Annotated in this window: 12 protein-coding genes; 3 read left to right on the top strand and 9 right to left on the bottom strand. The window is 41.1% G+C overall.

The genetic code is table 11. The annotated features are described in order from the left end of the window. Window positions 1-24: 24 nt before the first annotated feature. From ES896_RS18080 to ES896_RS18070, 3 genes are all read right to left on the bottom strand, one after another. Window positions 25-1,617: a PucR family transcriptional regulator gene (locus ES896_RS18080; RefSeq protein ID WP_025207008.1), complete on the bottom strand. Its 1,593-nt coding sequence runs from the start codon at window positions 1,615-1,617 to the stop codon at window positions 25-27. Between the two features lie 28 nt (window positions 1,618-1,645). Next, window positions 1,646-2,563 carry an AEC family transporter gene (locus tag ES896_RS18075; RefSeq protein ID WP_135227134.1) on the bottom strand — a complete coding sequence of 306 codons (918 nt, stop codon included), beginning with the start codon at window positions 2,561-2,563 and terminating at the stop codon, window positions 1,646-1,648. 83 nt (window positions 2,564-2,646) lie between these two features. Next, window positions 2,647-3,063 (bottom strand): VOC family protein, encoded by a 417-nt coding sequence (locus ES896_RS18070; RefSeq protein ID WP_135227133.1) that lies wholly within the window; start codon window positions 3,061-3,063, stop codon window positions 2,647-2,649. Window positions 3,064-3,229: 166 nt separating this feature from the next. Here ES896_RS18070 and ES896_RS18065 point away from each other — a divergent pair, with 166 nt between their 5' ends. After that, window positions 3,230-3,646, top strand: a complete 417-nt coding sequence (locus tag ES896_RS18065; RefSeq protein WP_007497062.1) for a hypothetical protein — start codon at window positions 3,230-3,232, stop codon at window positions 3,644-3,646. Between the two features lie 45 nt (window positions 3,647-3,691). Here the strand turns inward: ES896_RS18065 and ES896_RS18060 are convergent, their stop codons facing one another. From ES896_RS18060 to ES896_RS18050, 3 genes are all read right to left on the bottom strand, one after another. After that, the gene (locus ES896_RS18060) at window positions 3,692-5,230 is read right to left on the bottom strand and encodes a bifunctional GNAT family N-acetyltransferase/carbon-nitrogen hydrolase family protein (RefSeq protein WP_007497061.1); all 1,539 of its coding nucleotides are present in this window, start codon (window positions 5,228-5,230) and stop codon (window positions 3,692-3,694) included. Between the two features lie 14 nt (window positions 5,231-5,244). Next, on the bottom strand, window positions 5,245-5,910 hold the full coding sequence (locus ES896_RS18055; protein ID WP_135227132.1) for an HAD family hydrolase: 666 nt from the start codon (window positions 5,908-5,910) through the stop codon (window positions 5,245-5,247). Between the two features lie 306 nt (window positions 5,911-6,216). Beyond that, the gene (locus ES896_RS18050) at window positions 6,217-6,558 is read right to left on the bottom strand and encodes a DUF5365 family protein (RefSeq protein WP_017366912.1); all 342 of its coding nucleotides are present in this window, start codon (window positions 6,556-6,558) and stop codon (window positions 6,217-6,219) included. Window positions 6,559-6,666: 108 nt separating this feature from the next. On the opposite strand from ES896_RS18050, the gene ES896_RS18045 reads away from it, so the two are divergent. Beyond that, a complete protein-coding gene (locus ES896_RS18045; RefSeq protein ID WP_135227131.1) occupies window positions 6,667-7,569 on the top strand; it encodes an RluA family pseudouridine synthase in 903 nt (300 codons plus the stop codon). A gap of 34 nt (window positions 7,570-7,603) precedes the next feature. Here the strand turns inward: ES896_RS18045 and ES896_RS18040 are convergent, their stop codons facing one another. The 3 genes from ES896_RS18040 to ES896_RS18030 form a co-directional block, all read right to left on the bottom strand. Continuing rightward, on the bottom strand, window positions 7,604-8,170 hold the full coding sequence (locus ES896_RS18040) for a class D sortase (protein ID WP_025207002.1): 567 nt from the start codon (window positions 8,168-8,170) through the stop codon (window positions 7,604-7,606). Window positions 8,171-8,202: 32 nt separating this feature from the next. Beyond that, entirely contained in the window at window positions 8,203-11,109 is a 2,907-nt protein-coding gene (locus ES896_RS18035; RefSeq protein WP_025207001.1) for a 5'-nucleotidase C-terminal domain-containing protein, read from the bottom strand. Window positions 11,110-11,191: 82 nt separating this feature from the next. Then, on the bottom strand, window positions 11,192-14,554 hold the full coding sequence (locus tag ES896_RS18030; protein ID WP_135227130.1) for a CheR family methyltransferase: 3,363 nt from the start codon (window positions 14,552-14,554) through the stop codon (window positions 11,192-11,194). A gap of 144 nt (window positions 14,555-14,698) precedes the next feature. Here ES896_RS18030 and ES896_RS18025 point away from each other — a divergent pair, with 144 nt between their 5' ends. Beyond that, window positions 14,699-15,343 carry a spore coat protein gene (locus tag ES896_RS18025; protein ID WP_135227129.1) on the top strand — a complete coding sequence of 215 codons (645 nt, stop codon included), beginning with the start codon at window positions 14,699-14,701 and terminating at the stop codon, window positions 15,341-15,343. The last annotated feature ends 4 nt before the right edge of the window (window positions 15,344-15,347 follow it).

Genomic DNA, 15,347 nt, shown 5'->3' with positions numbered 1-15,347 from the left:
CTCGGCAAAATCTAACATATACCGTTAATGGCGATTCCCCTGTAAAAATTCATAAGCAAGGATCGCAAATTCAAGCGCTTGACGTTTTGGCGCTTGCATCATATCCTCACCAAGTAAAGCATGAAGCTTATCCAATCTGTGATAAAGCGTCTGCCTCACAATATAGAGCTGGCTTGCGGTTTCTTTTTTAGAACCGTTTGTCTGTAAAAAGATATTCAGCGTCTGATAGAGCCTGCCGCTATTTTGTTTATCATATAAAATCACCGGCTCTAAATACTCTTTCACCATGCATTCTAATAACCCGCTTTCTTTCATGACAGGCATCAACCGAAGCATATGTAAATCTTGATAAAATGGGCTTTTTATCCGTTGCGGCATCACTTTCTTTAAATGCAGCACTTCTTTCGCTGCTTGAAAACTTTTTCTCATGTGCTGAAATTGCTCACAATATGAACCGATTCCATAATTGATGACTGCCTCGCCGGGCTTCTCTCGGTCATATAATTGCGTGATGTCGTTTGCCGCTTTTTCTGCACGCTCTTTCCAGTCCTCAACTTTTCTTGTATTCAATAAAATAAATAAGGTTTGTCCTTGATGCTCGTACACAATCAAATAGAAACCAGCACGCTGAAAAATAGAACGGCAAGAGACAAGAAAATAAAGATTCCCTGCGATTTCTTCTATTTGGTGGTTTTTTTGAAAGAGCATCACCACACAGCCGGTCGGTTTTTTCAGTCCTTCTGTTTCCTCAAGGTGTTCTATGATTTCTCTTTCTGTATGCTCTTCATGAAACCATTTTTGCAGCCATTCATTCTCTTTTGTCTTCTTCAGCTCTTCTGTATACAGCTCTCTTAAAGTTTGCTGGGCAAGGGCATTCGCTCCTTTATCCATCACAAGCAGTTCAAATTCCGAGAGCGTGTTCGATTGATGAATGAGGACGAGGTCTGCAAAGGTTTGTTTGAGTGCAAGGACTTGTTTTTGCGTCACTTCATATCCTTTTGGTAATGAAGCATATTGCAAATAATTCATCACCAGCTCTTCTGTTTGTTTGGAAGAATCACATAAAATAATCGGCTCACCTTGAACAGGGATCAGCAGTAGTATCCCTCTCACGTGCTGATACACTTGATCCAAAATATCCATCTGCGGATGAGGAGTTAGTAAAAGCTCATTCAGCTTTGACGACAAGGCTTCTAAATCTGCCATCATCTGATACTGACGTTCAATCATCATCGTATGGAGATGCTGTGTAATATTGACGAACTTCACTTCTTTTGTAAACAGAATTAGCGGAAAATCACGTTCTTCTGCATAAATAATCAGTTCTTCCGGTACATCAAACCGGAGCGGTACAAACTCAATACATAATCCAGCCGCACCTGAGTCAATCAACTGCCTTAAAAACGCCTGAAAGACTTCCAATTGATCATGGAAGCCTGCGGCCGTCGTTAAAATCAGCTCGCCTCCGTTTAACAAATCCTCTACAGCAGGCACTTCAAGTACATGTACCCATTTTACCTGCCGAAACAATCCCTTTTCCCCAGCTAACACTTTCGCATGCGTAAAATGCTTCGTTTTTAACACATCACTTACTTGAAAATGAACATCTACATTCATTCATAAGTCCCCCTTTGTTTGCCGTCCCCTATCCCAGAGGGTGCATGGATAAAATCCATAATAAAACAGGTAAAGTCACAATACTTAAAATCGTACTGAGAAACGTCGTGCTTGAGACAAACTCAGGCTTCGTTCGAAATTGCACAGCCATCAGCGTGGTATTCGCCGCAGTCGGCATCGCTGCAACTAAAATCATAATTTGTTTCACCAAATCATCTACCGGTAAAATAAGCGTAAAGCCGAATGCGATGAGTGGTGAGATAAACAGCTTCAGCAGCACCGCATAGGAAATATTACGATAATCCACTTGTTTAAAAGAAATCACTGCGAGCTGCATACCTAAAATCAGCATAATCGTTGGTATCGCTGCATCCCCGACCAGCTGAACACCTGTCATAAGCTCTTTAGGTAATGAAAGGTCAATGAGCTGAAATAATAGACCAAGAAGAGCCCCATAAGCAACCGGCATACGCAGCACTTTTTTTAGAACGACCTTCAAGTCTCCCGCGTCCTCTCCACCTTTTGCTGCATAATACATGCCGATCGTACTCATGACGATCTGTTGAAGGACCATTAGCACAATCGCAATATCTAAACCAGCTGCTCCAAAAACAAGAAGGACAACAGGTGTGCCGTAATTTCCATTATTCATAAATGCTGATGACAAAATCATGGCACAATACGTTTCATTCGAATACCCGTAAATTCGAGATAAAATGAAGACACATAAAACAAGTGAAAGACAAAGCCCTACGACAAATATTGATAAGTACACATAGTCCATCGATACTTTATTTTGATAAAAGGTTTCAAACGCAAGAAATGGTGACATTAAATATAAAGACATTGATGAGAGCGTATGTATATCAAAACCAATTGTCTTCTGCCCAATATACCCTATAAGGAATATGCCGAACACTGGCATTAAGACAAGTAAAAACTCCATGTAGCACCTACTTTTCTCTAGATGAATTCCTTCTTTTTTACCCTCTTATCATACCACTGATCATCAATAAAAAAGAAGCACCCTTATGAAAGGTCGCTTCTCTCCTCATCCATATAAAACACTTCCCATAAATGACCATCACGATCCTGAAAGCTCCAGCCATACATGAGATCATGGTCTTGTTTTTCCTTAAACGGTGAACCACCAGCTGCGATCGCACGCTCTACAAGCTCATCAACCTCTTCCCTCGTCTCGACCTGTAAAGAGATAATGACCTCTGCGCCATTTCTGGCATCTACCAATTCCTTCTCTGAAATGGATTGGAAATGCTTAAGTGATAACAGCATGACGGTAATCGTCTCATTCATCACAAAACAAGCAGCATGTTCATTCGTCAGTTCTTGTTGAAAGTCAAAACCCAGCTGTTCAAAGAAAGCCTTTGACTCATTTACATGCTTAACCGGCAAATTGATATACAAATGTTTAGATTGTCGCCCCATATCCCTCTCCCTTTGTAAAACATCATTTCCATTCAGTATATTCGTCTTTTCATTTGGCATCCCTTTGTCGCATGAAAAAATAAGCGGTAAGTCTCATTACCTTATTTTAACAAAAATGTATAATAAATCTCGTGCACAATACTAAATGAACTAGGAGGTTTTCTTAATGAAAACAATCGCAAAATCTTTGATGCTCTCCACCACTGTCCTTTTATTCGCTTCACCTATTACACAGACAGCTGATGCTGCATCTATTCAAACGAAGCAGGTGACAGCAGAAAGTGATTTTCAGCTTCCTTCAACAACAGACACCATTAAACAAAACATCGAACAATCTTTCCAAAAACAAGAAAAGTGGCTACAAAAATTAGAAGTGATTGCCGGACAAGAAAAACGTGAACAATTTGAACAGTTTTTCAACCAGCATGTAGGACCTGATTTAAAAAATCTTTTAGAAGAGTCTGATCTTACATGGAAACAAGTAGAAAAAACGATTTATCAATCTCTTGTTAAATCAGACGTTCCATTTTTAGCTGCCAAAAGCATTGCCCATTTTGCTACAGTGGCATTAAAGAAAATGTAAACATACAGAAAAGCGCCTCGCATAACTGCGGGGCGCTTGTTTTGGTTATTTCTTATATTCAATATGGTACACGTCTCTTCTTCGGTCTTTCAGCTGACGAACCGTCCCATCTTGACGCTGCCTTCTTAATATTTCTAAGTCGACATCACCGACAACCACCATTTCAATATTCGGGTTGCATTCTCCTACAATGCCATCTCTTGCGAATTCAAAATCAGATGGTGCAAAGATGGCTGATTGTGCATATTGGACATCCATGTTTTCTGTTTGCGGAAGGTTTCCGACCGTTCCAGAAATGACCGTATATATCTGATTTTCAACCGCTCTCGCCTGCGCACAGTAACGCACACGTAAATAGCCTTGACGGTCTTCTGTACAGAATGGAGTGAATATAATTTTCGCTCCTTTGTCAGCTGCAATTCGAGCAAGCTCAGGGAATTCAATATCGTAGCAAATTTGGATCGCAATTTTACCGCAGTCCGTATCAAATACCCGGACTTGGTCACCAGCTGAAATCCCCCACCATTTTCTTTCATTCGGCGTGATATGCAGCTTATATTGCTTTTCAATCGTTCCATCACGTCTAAATAAATAGGCGATATTATAAATTTTCCCTTCCTCTTCAACGAAATGAGAACCACCAATGATATTAATGTTGTACTTGACCGAGAGATCTGTAAACAAATTGATGTAGTCCTCAGTATATTCTGTGATCCGCTGCACTGCTAGACTTGGTGATCTCTCTTCTAAATATGACATAAGCTGCGTTGTAAAGATTTCCGGGAAAACGGCAAAGTCAGCTGACGCATCTGATGCCACATCCACGTAATACTCCACTTGATTCATAAACTCTTCAAAGGAATGAATTTGCTTCATTGCATATTGAATGACACAAATACGTACTGGGAACGCCGATTTATAATATCTTTTCGATTGCGGGCGATAATCGACATTGTTCCATTCCATTAGCGTTGCGTACGTGCTGGAAGCTTTATCATCCGGCAAGTAATTCGGATTGATCCGCATCAGGCTAAATTCATTTAACAGCTGAAAAGATAGCACAGGATCATAAATTTGGTGCAGCATAACTTGCTCTACATATTGGCGAGGCGTCATTTCCTCTTGATATTTATGATAATTCGGGATACGTCCGCCAATAATGATGCTTTTTAAATTTAATCTTCTCGCTAAGTCTTTTCTTGCTTCGTATAAACGATGACCGATTTTCATCCGGCGGTACTCAGGACTGACCATTACTTCAATTCCGTACATATTCATCCCATCTGGATTATGGTTTGTGATATATCCATCATCTGTGATGTCCTGCCATGTGTGACGATCATCGTATTCATCAAAGTTAATTAATAAACTTGAACATGAGCCAATAATTTCTCCCTCGAATTCCGCACAGAACTGGCCTTCTGGGAAATGTTCAAGGTGGCTTTCAAGGTGCTCTTTTTTCCAAGGGTCCATGCCTGGAAAGCATACCTCTTGCAATGCGATGATTCGGTCGATATCTTCTTCTCTAATATTTCGAATCACCATTCTTTTTTCAAATCGCGTTAAATCTAGTTTTTCTGCCATGATGTATTGCCCCCTTACTGATCCTCTTTTTCAAGCTGATGGAATAGCTGGAGCAATTCGATTTCAGCCATGGATTCTAATCTCGCGTCATATTCTTCAAACTGCAGTGTGCTCGTCACTTTATTTGGCACGATGACACATTTCATACCCGCTCGTTTGGCAGCGATTGACCCATTCACAGAGTCCTCAAATGCCACGCAATCTTTTGGCTCAACGCCTAAGCATTGTGCGGTTTGCAAATAAAGTTCTGGGTGAGGTTTCACTTCTTCCACATCGTCTGACGTGCGGATACATTCAAAGTAATCGAAAAGTCCAATTTGTTTCAGGTGATCAGACACCCATTTATAATCTGAGCTGGAAGCAAGTCCAATCTTAATTCCAAGCTCCTTTGCCGCTTCTAAATAAGCTTCTACACCAGGTCTTGCTGCTTCGTCCTTCATTCTCTTTTGAAAACGTGAACTCCGGTCCGCTGTGAGTGCCTCATGATCTAATGTCTTCCCTAACTGCTCTTCCAAATATTCAAAAGGCTTAAAACCCGCCTGCGTTCCAATCACATTTCCCCATACAGACAGAGGCAGCTCCGATTCATGCTCAGCAAACATTTCCTGCAGAACCTCATATTCATGTGTTTCTGTATCTAAAATTAATCCATCAAAATCAAATATAATCGCCTTTACCAAAGAGGCCACTCCTTTTTCCGAAAGTCTGAAATATCTTCCATACTGCTATCATATCGTGAATAAAATTGACTTTCAAAGATGAATGTCTGCTAAAATGATTATGTATAAAAGGAGCCTGCATCGTTTGGTCAGGCTCCTGTCATGTTCGATTCTTTCTGCAAGAGATCCAAGCGCTCCGATTCGTGGAGAATAGACATTGTTGAAAAAGAGCGGAATTGGTATTACAGATCTTGAAGGTTTCTCCGTTCCCTTAAAAATAGTATGTGCGACGACCTTGTAAGTTAACAAGGAAGTTCACACCAACTTTTACGCATTTTGAAGGTGACGGCCTGCAAAATCATCTAAATCAAACGGGAAAGAAAAGCCGCACGCATTAACTTGTTCACGGTTGAGTTCAAATAACTCACGATCTCGTTTTGTGATATGACGCTTCGGCTTTAAAATAATGGTATGTAATAACTGAAGACCTGATAAAATACGAAAAGCATCATCCATTGTCCCGTTATACACACCATCAATGAATGTAAGCGGGGGTTGTTTTTCCTGCTCTTCTCCATTAACAGAATGGGATAAAAGATCTTCAATTTCCTTTGATATTTCTTCAATTTCTTGCTCCTGAAGGTCTGTCGCAGCTTTCATTAATCTCACGTGGCATCTACCTCTCTGTCGTTATTACTCCATTCAGAATAGCACAGAAAAAAAGTCATTCGCTAAGGTAAGTGTTTCCTATATATACCCAAAGAGAGGACGAATATCATGATCATAAAAGGACACACGCTCTCCCTAAAAGTAGGAGAGCAGCAAAATGGCATTTCCTTAAGTCAATTTTTAAAAGACGAAGTGTCTGCCTCTAAACCGATTATCCATTTTTGGATGGAGCACCAAAAAGTCCGTCTCAATCAAAAACCTGCCCACCATGCTGCAAAAGTGAGTACAGGTGATCAGATTCTCATTGATTTATTTGAGACGGAAGAAAGTGATGTGACGCCAGAATACGGTAAATTAGAGGTACTCTTTGAAGACGAGCATTTATTAGTTGTCCAAAAGCCTGCTGGAAGACCGACGCATCCAAATGAAAAAGGACAAACAGGTACGCTGGCGAATCTAGTCGCTTTCCATTTTCAAGCAAATGGAGAAGAAAAGCGGGTCAGACATATACATAGGCTGGATCAAGACACAAGTGGCACCGTCATTTTTGCCAAACACAGGTTGGCACATGCTGTACTCGATCAAATGCTTTCAAAAAAAGCAATTAACAGAACGTATCTTGCCATCGCACAAGGACTGTTTAAGAAAAAGAAAGGAACGATCAAAGCAGCCATTGGACGTGATAAACACCATGCTGTCAGAAGGAGGGTTTCTCCTACTGGTCAAAGCGCCAAGACTCATTATGAGGTCTTCTATCTCAATAAACGTTTACAGGTGACGGCCGTTAAGCTGCGATTAGAAACAGGCAGAACGCATCAAATTCGGGTCCATCTTAGCAGTCTCGGGCATCCTTTAGCTGGCGATACATTATATGGCGGGAAGCGTGACCTGATAAACAGATGCGCCCTTCATGCCAAACAAGTAGACATGAACCATCCATTCACAGGTGAAAAGCTGACGATAGAAGCACCGCTCCCACCTGATATGGCTGAATTAATGGACAATATGTAGAAAAAAGAGCCTGATCATACAGGCTCTTTTGACGTTAGACAGATGCTCTTTTCGCATAAATAATGTACCGCTCTGGTGCGTTGCCGACAAAATGAAATGGATAGCATGTGGTTAACACAAGCTCTTCTTTTTTATTTTGTAAGGTAATAATGGATGTATCATGCTGATCCACAATTTTCGTATGCGTGATTTCATAAACAAACTCACCATACGGTACAGTGATTTTCAGCTGATCCCCAATATCCAGTTCACCAGTCCGGCGGAAGACCGTATCCCTGTGTCCCGACAAAACGATTTGTCCATTTTGATCAGGGTAATAACTGCCTTTATAATGACCGACGCCTTTGGCAAGGTCGTCCGCATCTGTCCCTTCAACAATCGGCAAATCGGCTTTTAATTTCGGAATGGTCAGGATGCCAGAGGCTTTCCCCATTTCAGGTGAAAATTTTTCCTTTGTCATCCCTTGATCAGTTTCTACGACCTTCTTTGCTTCCTCTAACGAATGTGCTGTTTGTAAGTGAGTAGAAGCGATTTGCCAGATTCCCCAGCCAAGCACCACAATTCCCGCTGACATGACAATCACTGCAAGCCATTTTTTCATGCGTTAACTCCTTTGTCTTTGCTGATGATTCTTTAGCTTGCTGCTGCCTTTTCTTCTTGTTTCGCTTGTTGAATTCGGCCCTCTTTTTGATACACAATAGAAGCTCCCTCGAAGCTCTTTACAAAAGCAACCGTTGCTTCTAAATCTTCTGGGCCTGTTTCCGGATTTTTCCCTAGCCGCCCAATCGGTGCATACTTACTTCCAGTGGCAGTCGCCATGAAGTTGTTCACTGTGAGTGTATACGTTTTATCGAAATCAACGGAAGAACCATCAGGCAGTTTTAAGTCGACTACTTTATATGTTAACGGATCGTACGAATAAGAAAAGCCTGAAATGCTATAATCTGGTCCAAATTGAGGAGATATTTGAGCTTCAATGATATCAACTAAATCTTTCCCCTTGATGTCCAGCTTTACTAACACATTTCCAAATGGCTGAATATTAAAGAGGTCTCCCCAAGTAATGGGTCCTTTTTCGAGATTTTGTCTGATACCGCCGCCATTCATCATGGCAAAGTCACTTTTCATTGAATATCTCATGCCATCCGCAATGAGGTTGCCAAGTGGTGTATCACCATCATTGGAATAGCCACCTTCCATCTTGACGCCAGCTTCTCCAACAACCTCACTAATAATCGGCTCCACTTCTTTTCCGTAATGGGCTAAAATGTCCGCTGCTTCCTGATCCTTTTCAATACCAGCCTGGTCTACATACTGGATGTTTGCACTCTTTTTGACAATATCCTTTGTTTTCCGGTCAAGTGTGACATTGACTTCTCCAATTGCCTTTCCGTATTCAAAGGCTTGGACAATTAATTTTCCATTCATTTCTCCATTGACCACTTCGTGATTATGGCCAGCGAAAATGACATCAATTTCGTCATCACCTTCTTTGGCGAGCCTTGCGCTTTCTCCAGTAATGGTATCACCATTTTGAGAGGCGGTCATATGAGCCAGAACTGCGATCGCTTTAATCCCTTTTTGCTTTAATTCTTTCGTTGCTTCATTGACAGCTTTGACTTCATCAGTAAATTGAATATCTTTAATTCCTTCTGGCATGACCATTCCTGCCGCTGATGTTGTCACTACCCCGATAAAAGCCACAGGAATTCCTTCGACATCCATGATTTCATAGGCCGGTAAAAGTGGTTTGCCAGTGTCCTTGTATTCGCAGTTTGCACAAACAAGCGGGAAGTTCTGCCCATCGTATCCTTTTGTGCCTTTCGGGTGATCTCCACCTTTTAAGATGCGCAATAATTCATCTACACCTTCATCAAACTCATGGTTGCCGACAGTCCCAACATCAAAGCCGATGTTCTCCATTAGTTCAACGGTTGGTTCATCTTGTAAAAGAGAAGAAACCGGCGAGCTTCCGCCTATCATATCTCCTGCATGAACTGTCAGTGTATTTTTTTGCGCAGCTTGCTTTTGTTTTATATAAGCCGCCACATAATCCATCCGTCCATATGTTCCTTTACTGCCATCACCTTTTACATCCAGCTCATATTGCTGATCAATTTTCCCATGTAAATCATTCATGCTTAAAATGGTTAATGGAACTTCACGGGTTGATGCTGACGCCTGATATCCAGCCTGCTCTGCTTCTTCTTTAGAAGCAAAAAAGATACGTTTATCCACATCGATCTCATTCCAGCTGTCAGGCGATACGTAGGTTTTTGCAGATGAATCCCCCACATAACGTGTGAGCCCTTTTTTCTGCTCGCGTGCTCTAAATTCAAACGGCTGTTCTAGCAGAGGATCTTCTTCATTCCAAATACCAAGCCCTTTTTCCTTGGCATCTTTCACTGCTTGCTGGAACATCCGATACTCTTTTTCATCTCCAACAGGCCAAATGAAATAAGTAGGGGCATATCCTTTTTTCACAAGCTCTAGGTTCGTATTCAGCCCTTTTTTGGTTTTGACTTGAGCTAAAAGACGTCCATATCCATCCTTTGCTTCCGGGCCAATCTTTAATGTGACTCGATCACCACTTGAAAGAAGCGTTTTTAAATAATCCGTCGCTTTTTGTCCAAAGCGCAGCTGGTTTTGATCTAATTCATTTTTGGGCTGGTGGTAGGTTTCTGGTGTGTCCATATTCACGAAGCGTACCTTTGTTGTGCCGAGCACAGGCTTCTTCAAATGAATGGTATCTCCATCCACAACACGATCTACCGTTGCCTCATATTCTTTTTTGATTTTTGGCGGCTTTGGCTGGTGCTTCAGCAATTTGACATCGGTTTTGTGTCTTGGAAGTACTTGCAGCGTATCATATCTGCTTAAAACGCCAGTAAACTCATACCATTTTCCGGTCTTCACTTGATCAATGGCACCCGTATCAACCATGACTCTAAGAACTGTGCTATGATATTTTTTATCGATGATGACCACATTGTATCCACCGCCAGCTGGCTGATCTGGCGCTTGTTCTACATAGCCTTTTACCTTCACTAATCTTCCTTCATATTTGCTTGCCTGATCCGATTCCAATTGTTTAATGGAAACTTTCTTTGGCGAAGGCAATGGCTGATTCACAGCATCTATCTTCAGACGATCTTGATCTGGCACAATTTCAACGAGCCCTTTATAAGTCGTCACCTTGCCAGTCACCGTGACCTTCATGCCTGCTTTCAGTTCTGGAAAATTCTTCGGCTGCGCAGAATAAATATTGAGACCAGCTGTTTTGTCTTGAATATATGTTGATAGTTTCCCATTCCCTATAGCGGATTGATCTGCTGTTACGATTCCGCTCACCGTTACCGTTTCTCCTATCAGTTTTCGGGCTTTTTTTATGTTCATCGGCTTTGTTTGTTTCCATAAAGTCTCCTTTTTCTCAGAAGAAGAAAACGCCTCAGCTGTCATCATACTAGGCAGTAAAGATTGCAGACTAAATATCACCAAAATCAAACAACAGACCATTCGAATGGATTGTATACGTTTCATTAGATTTCTCCCCTTTGAACTTCATCTCTTCTATTGTACAAAGCAATTATTGAGAATGGATGGATTTCATGTAAAGCTGATCTCAATTACTTGGAAACGTAATAATCACACGTGTCCCTTCAAAGCTTTTGCTCTCAAAACGAATGGTACCGCCATGGCTTTCAATAATCTTAATGGTCATCATTAATCCAAGACCCGTGCCTTTTTCTTTCGTTGTGTAAAAAGGTTCACCTAATTTCCCAATCTCGTCTTCTGGTATGCCCTTTCCTTGGTCTTCAAATATCAGCATCATTTGGTCGTTTTTCAATAATGAAGTCACTTGGATCACACCTGTTACTCCATCCATCGCTTCAATTCCATTTTTAAGAATGTTAAGAAACACTTGTTTTAATTCATTTGGAATGCCTTGAATATGTGGCAGAGAGGGCGCCAAATTCTTTTGAATCGACACTCCTTTTAAGACCGCCTGAGATTCAACGACCATAATGACTTCTTCGAGGAGAAGATTCACATTCACCGGTTCAAATTTAACAGATTTGCTTCTAGAGAGCACAAGGAATTCGTTAATAATAGACTCAAGCCGATTAAACTCTGACATCATCACATCGGCATAATCCTTCTGATACTTTTTACTTTGAATCATTAGCTGTAAAAAGCCTTTTAACGACGTAAGTGGGTTACGTATCTCATGGGCAATACCAGCTGCAAGCTGTCCAACTGCTGACAGCATTTCAGACTTCATCAGCATTTTCTCAGACTGTTTTTGACTTGTAATATCCTCTGAAATCCGCATGACAGTAGACTGCATTTTGTCAGGGTCATCGATTCGGTGTAAAGAGACTCTTTCCCATCGCTCACGCCCTGATAAGTCCTGAAAATACAACTCTCCTGTCCAGCTGCCCTCTCTTAAACACACGTCCCATTGTTTCGCTAGATCATCACATTGACACAACGCATAATAGACAGAAAAAATATCTTTTCCGATCAAGTCATATTCATGCTGCTGTACAAACTGACAAAAGCGCTGGTTGACACACTGAATGACACCTTCTCCTGTTGCAACCACAATATGAATATGGCTGTTATCAAGTGCTGTCACCGCAAGATGAAGAGCCTGCTTCAATTTCGTCATTTCGGTCATCTTGATCCAGGTCATCACTGCTCCCTCGCGATCTTGATCATAGAAAGGCGTCATATGAACCGTGAATTGTTCTCCTTCGTTCGTTTCAATTTCACGTTCGATCACGCGCCTATCTGAAATGACAGATTGAATATCCTGATAGAGCATTTCCTTCGATAGCTTCTTCACCATCGACTGAAAAGTTTGCTGGTGCCGGGTTTGAGCTGAAGTAAATAAAGAGGCAGCTGTAGGAGTGTGATAGCGAATATTCATTTCCCGGTCCACAAACAACGTGGCAAGTTCTGGCTTCACAGACGGCCGGTACAGTTCTTCTCTTGTCACCTTTAAGTTGTTTATGATATTAATAAAATGCTCGTTTGTTTTCTCGCGCACTTCTATTTGCTTGTTTTTTTCTTTTAATTGAGCCCTTGCTTCTTGCTCCTTTTGTTTGACCTCATTGAGCTCATTTTCTAAATCGACAATTCGCTGTTGATAAACCGAATTCTGCTCTGACATCCCTTTGTCCCTGCCGTTCTTTTGATTTTTTCCTCTCTCACTCATCCGAATGAGAATGACGTATACTCCTTTAAAACGGCGATCAAAATGTTTCACTGTAAAATCAGCATACTGCTTTCTTCCATTTTCCGAAATGAGGACATGTTGAAAGTCAACCTCAGTCTCTTCAGTCCACACCTTTTGAAAGCTTTGACTTAGTATCTCTTTCATATAATCAGGGGTTACATATTCACATAATTCATCTGAGACTTCTGCATGCGCTAAGAAAGAATAGGCACCGTTTGATATCGCGAGAATTTGCTCGCAATCGTCTATGATGAAACATGCATCATACTCCTGCTCTACTTCTTTCATATATTGGACAGCTCGTTCTTTTAACTCCGTACGACCTGCATTGTATTTAGGAACGTTTGAGTGGGTGTAAATGTTCCACTTTTCATTTAACAAATGAAATAAACGAGGGAAATTGGGTACCTTTTCATTCGGTCCTAATATCAACATCCCTTGATCCTTTAGTGCATATTGGAATCGAGATAAGACTCGTTTTTGTACTTCTGGCTGGAAGTACATCAGAACATTTCGGCAACTGATAAAATCGAGGTGGATAAAAGGTGAATCGATCAATAAATTGTGAGGAGCAAAGACAATATGTTTTCTAAGCGACTGCTTCACAATAAAAGCGTCACCTTTTTTTTCGAAATATCGCGCCCTCCATTTTTCTGGCATCCGTGCCATAGACTCAAGCGAATAAACACCTTTGCTTGCACTTTGGATGGCTTTCCGGTTGATGTCTGTTGCAAACACTTGAAGTTCAATGGACACTTGTCTTCGTTTCATTTCTTCTAAAAATAACATCGCAAAAGAATAGGCTTCTTCACCTGTAGAACATCCTGCAATCCAAATGCGGCATCGAGATTTCCCATTTTTCATTGTGTTTTCAATGATCGACGGAATGATGTGATGTTCACATACTCGAAAGGCTTCCATATCTCTAAAAAAGGAAGTCGTGCCGCTTAAAAGCTGTACATGCAGGCGATCAAGCTCATCTGGTTCTCTCTCTAATAAACGATCGTACTCGGACAATAAGGAGATCGATTGGTTCGCACTCCTCATTCTTTTTTGAATGACAGAGAGCAGTCTGCGCTTCTCATAGGTTGAAAATGCAATTCCTTTATGCATTTCAAGACGTTCAATGATTCTGATCAAAATAGGGTCTGCAACATCTGTATGCGGAACGTTGATGATGTTGGCTATATATGACGCAAGTGCAGAAGGGTCTTGAAATGTTTTATGATACATACGATCAAACCCACTATTTGTCTCACTGCACGATATGGCTGTACCGCCTTGCTCAACGATTTGAAGCAAACCACTTCCTACACAATAGCCTTTTTGAAAAAAGATCGCATAGGCCTCTTCCTTTTGCACATTGGCAAGTGACTGAAACAACGAATTTACAGCACACGCCTTGTTTGTAGGATGCTGCTCTGTTATGTGTAGCCGTTTGTCTTCTGTCAATGTCACAGCTGCATGCTGCGGACAAACATAAATCGTATTTTTCATGACTTTCTCACCATGCTTAATCGGCTTTGCCCTGTAGCCAATCGGTAAAACAAGTGCTTCCAAATCAGTTACACAATCGCCTGTCACATGATTTTGCACAACAATAAAAGAGGCATTTAATTCATGCGGAAATGATTGAAAAAAAGCCTCAAGATGATGCTGTTCAAACGGCGAAACACCGATGCCAATCACTGGTGCCTGCACATGTTCGTCTTCTATCAAACGATTAATGATTTTGTCCTGCATCTGGTACCCCCATGTTCATTCGTCTGATACATTTTTTCGACAAAAAGGAAGAAAACCCTCTAATTGTAAATAATGTTTTTTGCATGAAAGGAGGAAAACTTCCTCACATTAAAACAGACTGTATAAACAGAAGGAGGATTCTTTATGCAAAACGATCAGCAACCAAACGTTCAAGGACATGTCCAGCAGCCCCAATTCAATCATGGCGGGCATGAGTTATTTGATTTACATGAGGTATTGGCAGGGACCATTAATATTTTGGATCAATACATGATCTTTCGGCAATTTACCCAAGATCCCGCATTATCCGACATGTTAGATCGACAATATCAATTTGTATTGTCCCAGTACAACGTCACGGTAGATTGTTTTTCTACTGGTCAAAAGCCTAGTGAAGAAACATCTACTTATATGATGAAAGAACAGACACAGGTGACATACGGAATAAAACCATCTCAGCCTAAGAAGCCAAATCAATCATTACAGGATGTAAAAGATGCGGGAATTACAGGGCATATGCTTGGTCTTATGAAATCTCATGCTGGATTACTCTCAATGACTGCATTAGAGGTCACAAACCCTGTGGTACGACGTGTGCTTGCAGCGCAAATCCCGAACTTTATTGAAATGGCGTATGAAATTTTCTTATATCAAAACAAACATAGCTATTATCAAGTTCCGCAGCTTACAGCTCAAGATATGCAGGCGATGACATCTACATTTGCCCCTATGCAGGGACAAGTGCAGATGCCGCCAAGCAAAGCCAACCAGCAAAAACCGCTTCATTAAACAA

Source organism: Bacillus sp. 005/A4HT-01/001, assembly GCF_004634445.1.
Classification (GTDB): Bacteria; Bacillota; Bacilli; order Bacillales; family Bacillaceae; genus Bacillus; species Bacillus altitudinis.
The sequence above is the reverse complement of the archived record's forward strand: the minus strand, read 5'-3'. Positions and strand labels throughout refer to the sequence as shown.

Bases quoted from the DNA above. Each gene is read 5' to 3' on its own strand.
- ES896_RS18060 (WP_007497061.1), bottom strand. From the start codon at position 5,230: ATGGCAGAAAAACTAGATTTAACGCGATTTGAAAAAAGAATGGTGATT.
- ES896_RS18080 (WP_025207008.1), bottom strand. From the start codon at position 1,617: ATGAATGTAGATGTTCATTTTCAAGTAAGTGATGTGTTAAAAACGAAG.
- ES896_RS18070 (WP_135227133.1), bottom strand. From the start codon at position 3,063: ATGGGGCGACAATCTAAACATTTGTATATCAATTTGCCGGTTAAGCAT.
- ES896_RS18040 (WP_025207002.1), bottom strand. From the start codon at position 8,170: ATGAAAAAATGGCTTGCAGTGATTGTCATGTCAGCGGGAATTGTGGTG.
- ES896_RS18065 (WP_007497062.1), top strand. From the start codon at position 3,230: ATGAAAACAATCGCAAAATCTTTGATGCTCTCCACCACTGTCCTTTTA.
- ES896_RS18045 (WP_135227131.1), top strand. From the start codon at position 6,667: ATGATCATAAAAGGACACACGCTCTCCCTAAAAGTAGGAGAGCAGCAA.
- ES896_RS18075 (WP_135227134.1), bottom strand. From the start codon at position 2,563: ATGGAGTTTTTACTTGTCTTAATGCCAGTGTTCGGCATATTCCTTATA.
- ES896_RS18035 (WP_025207001.1), bottom strand. From the start codon at position 11,109: ATGAAACGTATACAATCCATTCGAATGGTCTGTTGTTTGATTTTGGTG.
- ES896_RS18030 (WP_135227130.1), bottom strand. From the start codon at position 14,554: ATGCAGGACAAAATCATTAATCGTTTGATAGAAGACGAACATGTGCAG.
- ES896_RS18025 (WP_135227129.1), top strand. From the start codon at position 14,699: ATGCAAAACGATCAGCAACCAAACGTTCAAGGACATGTCCAGCAGCCC.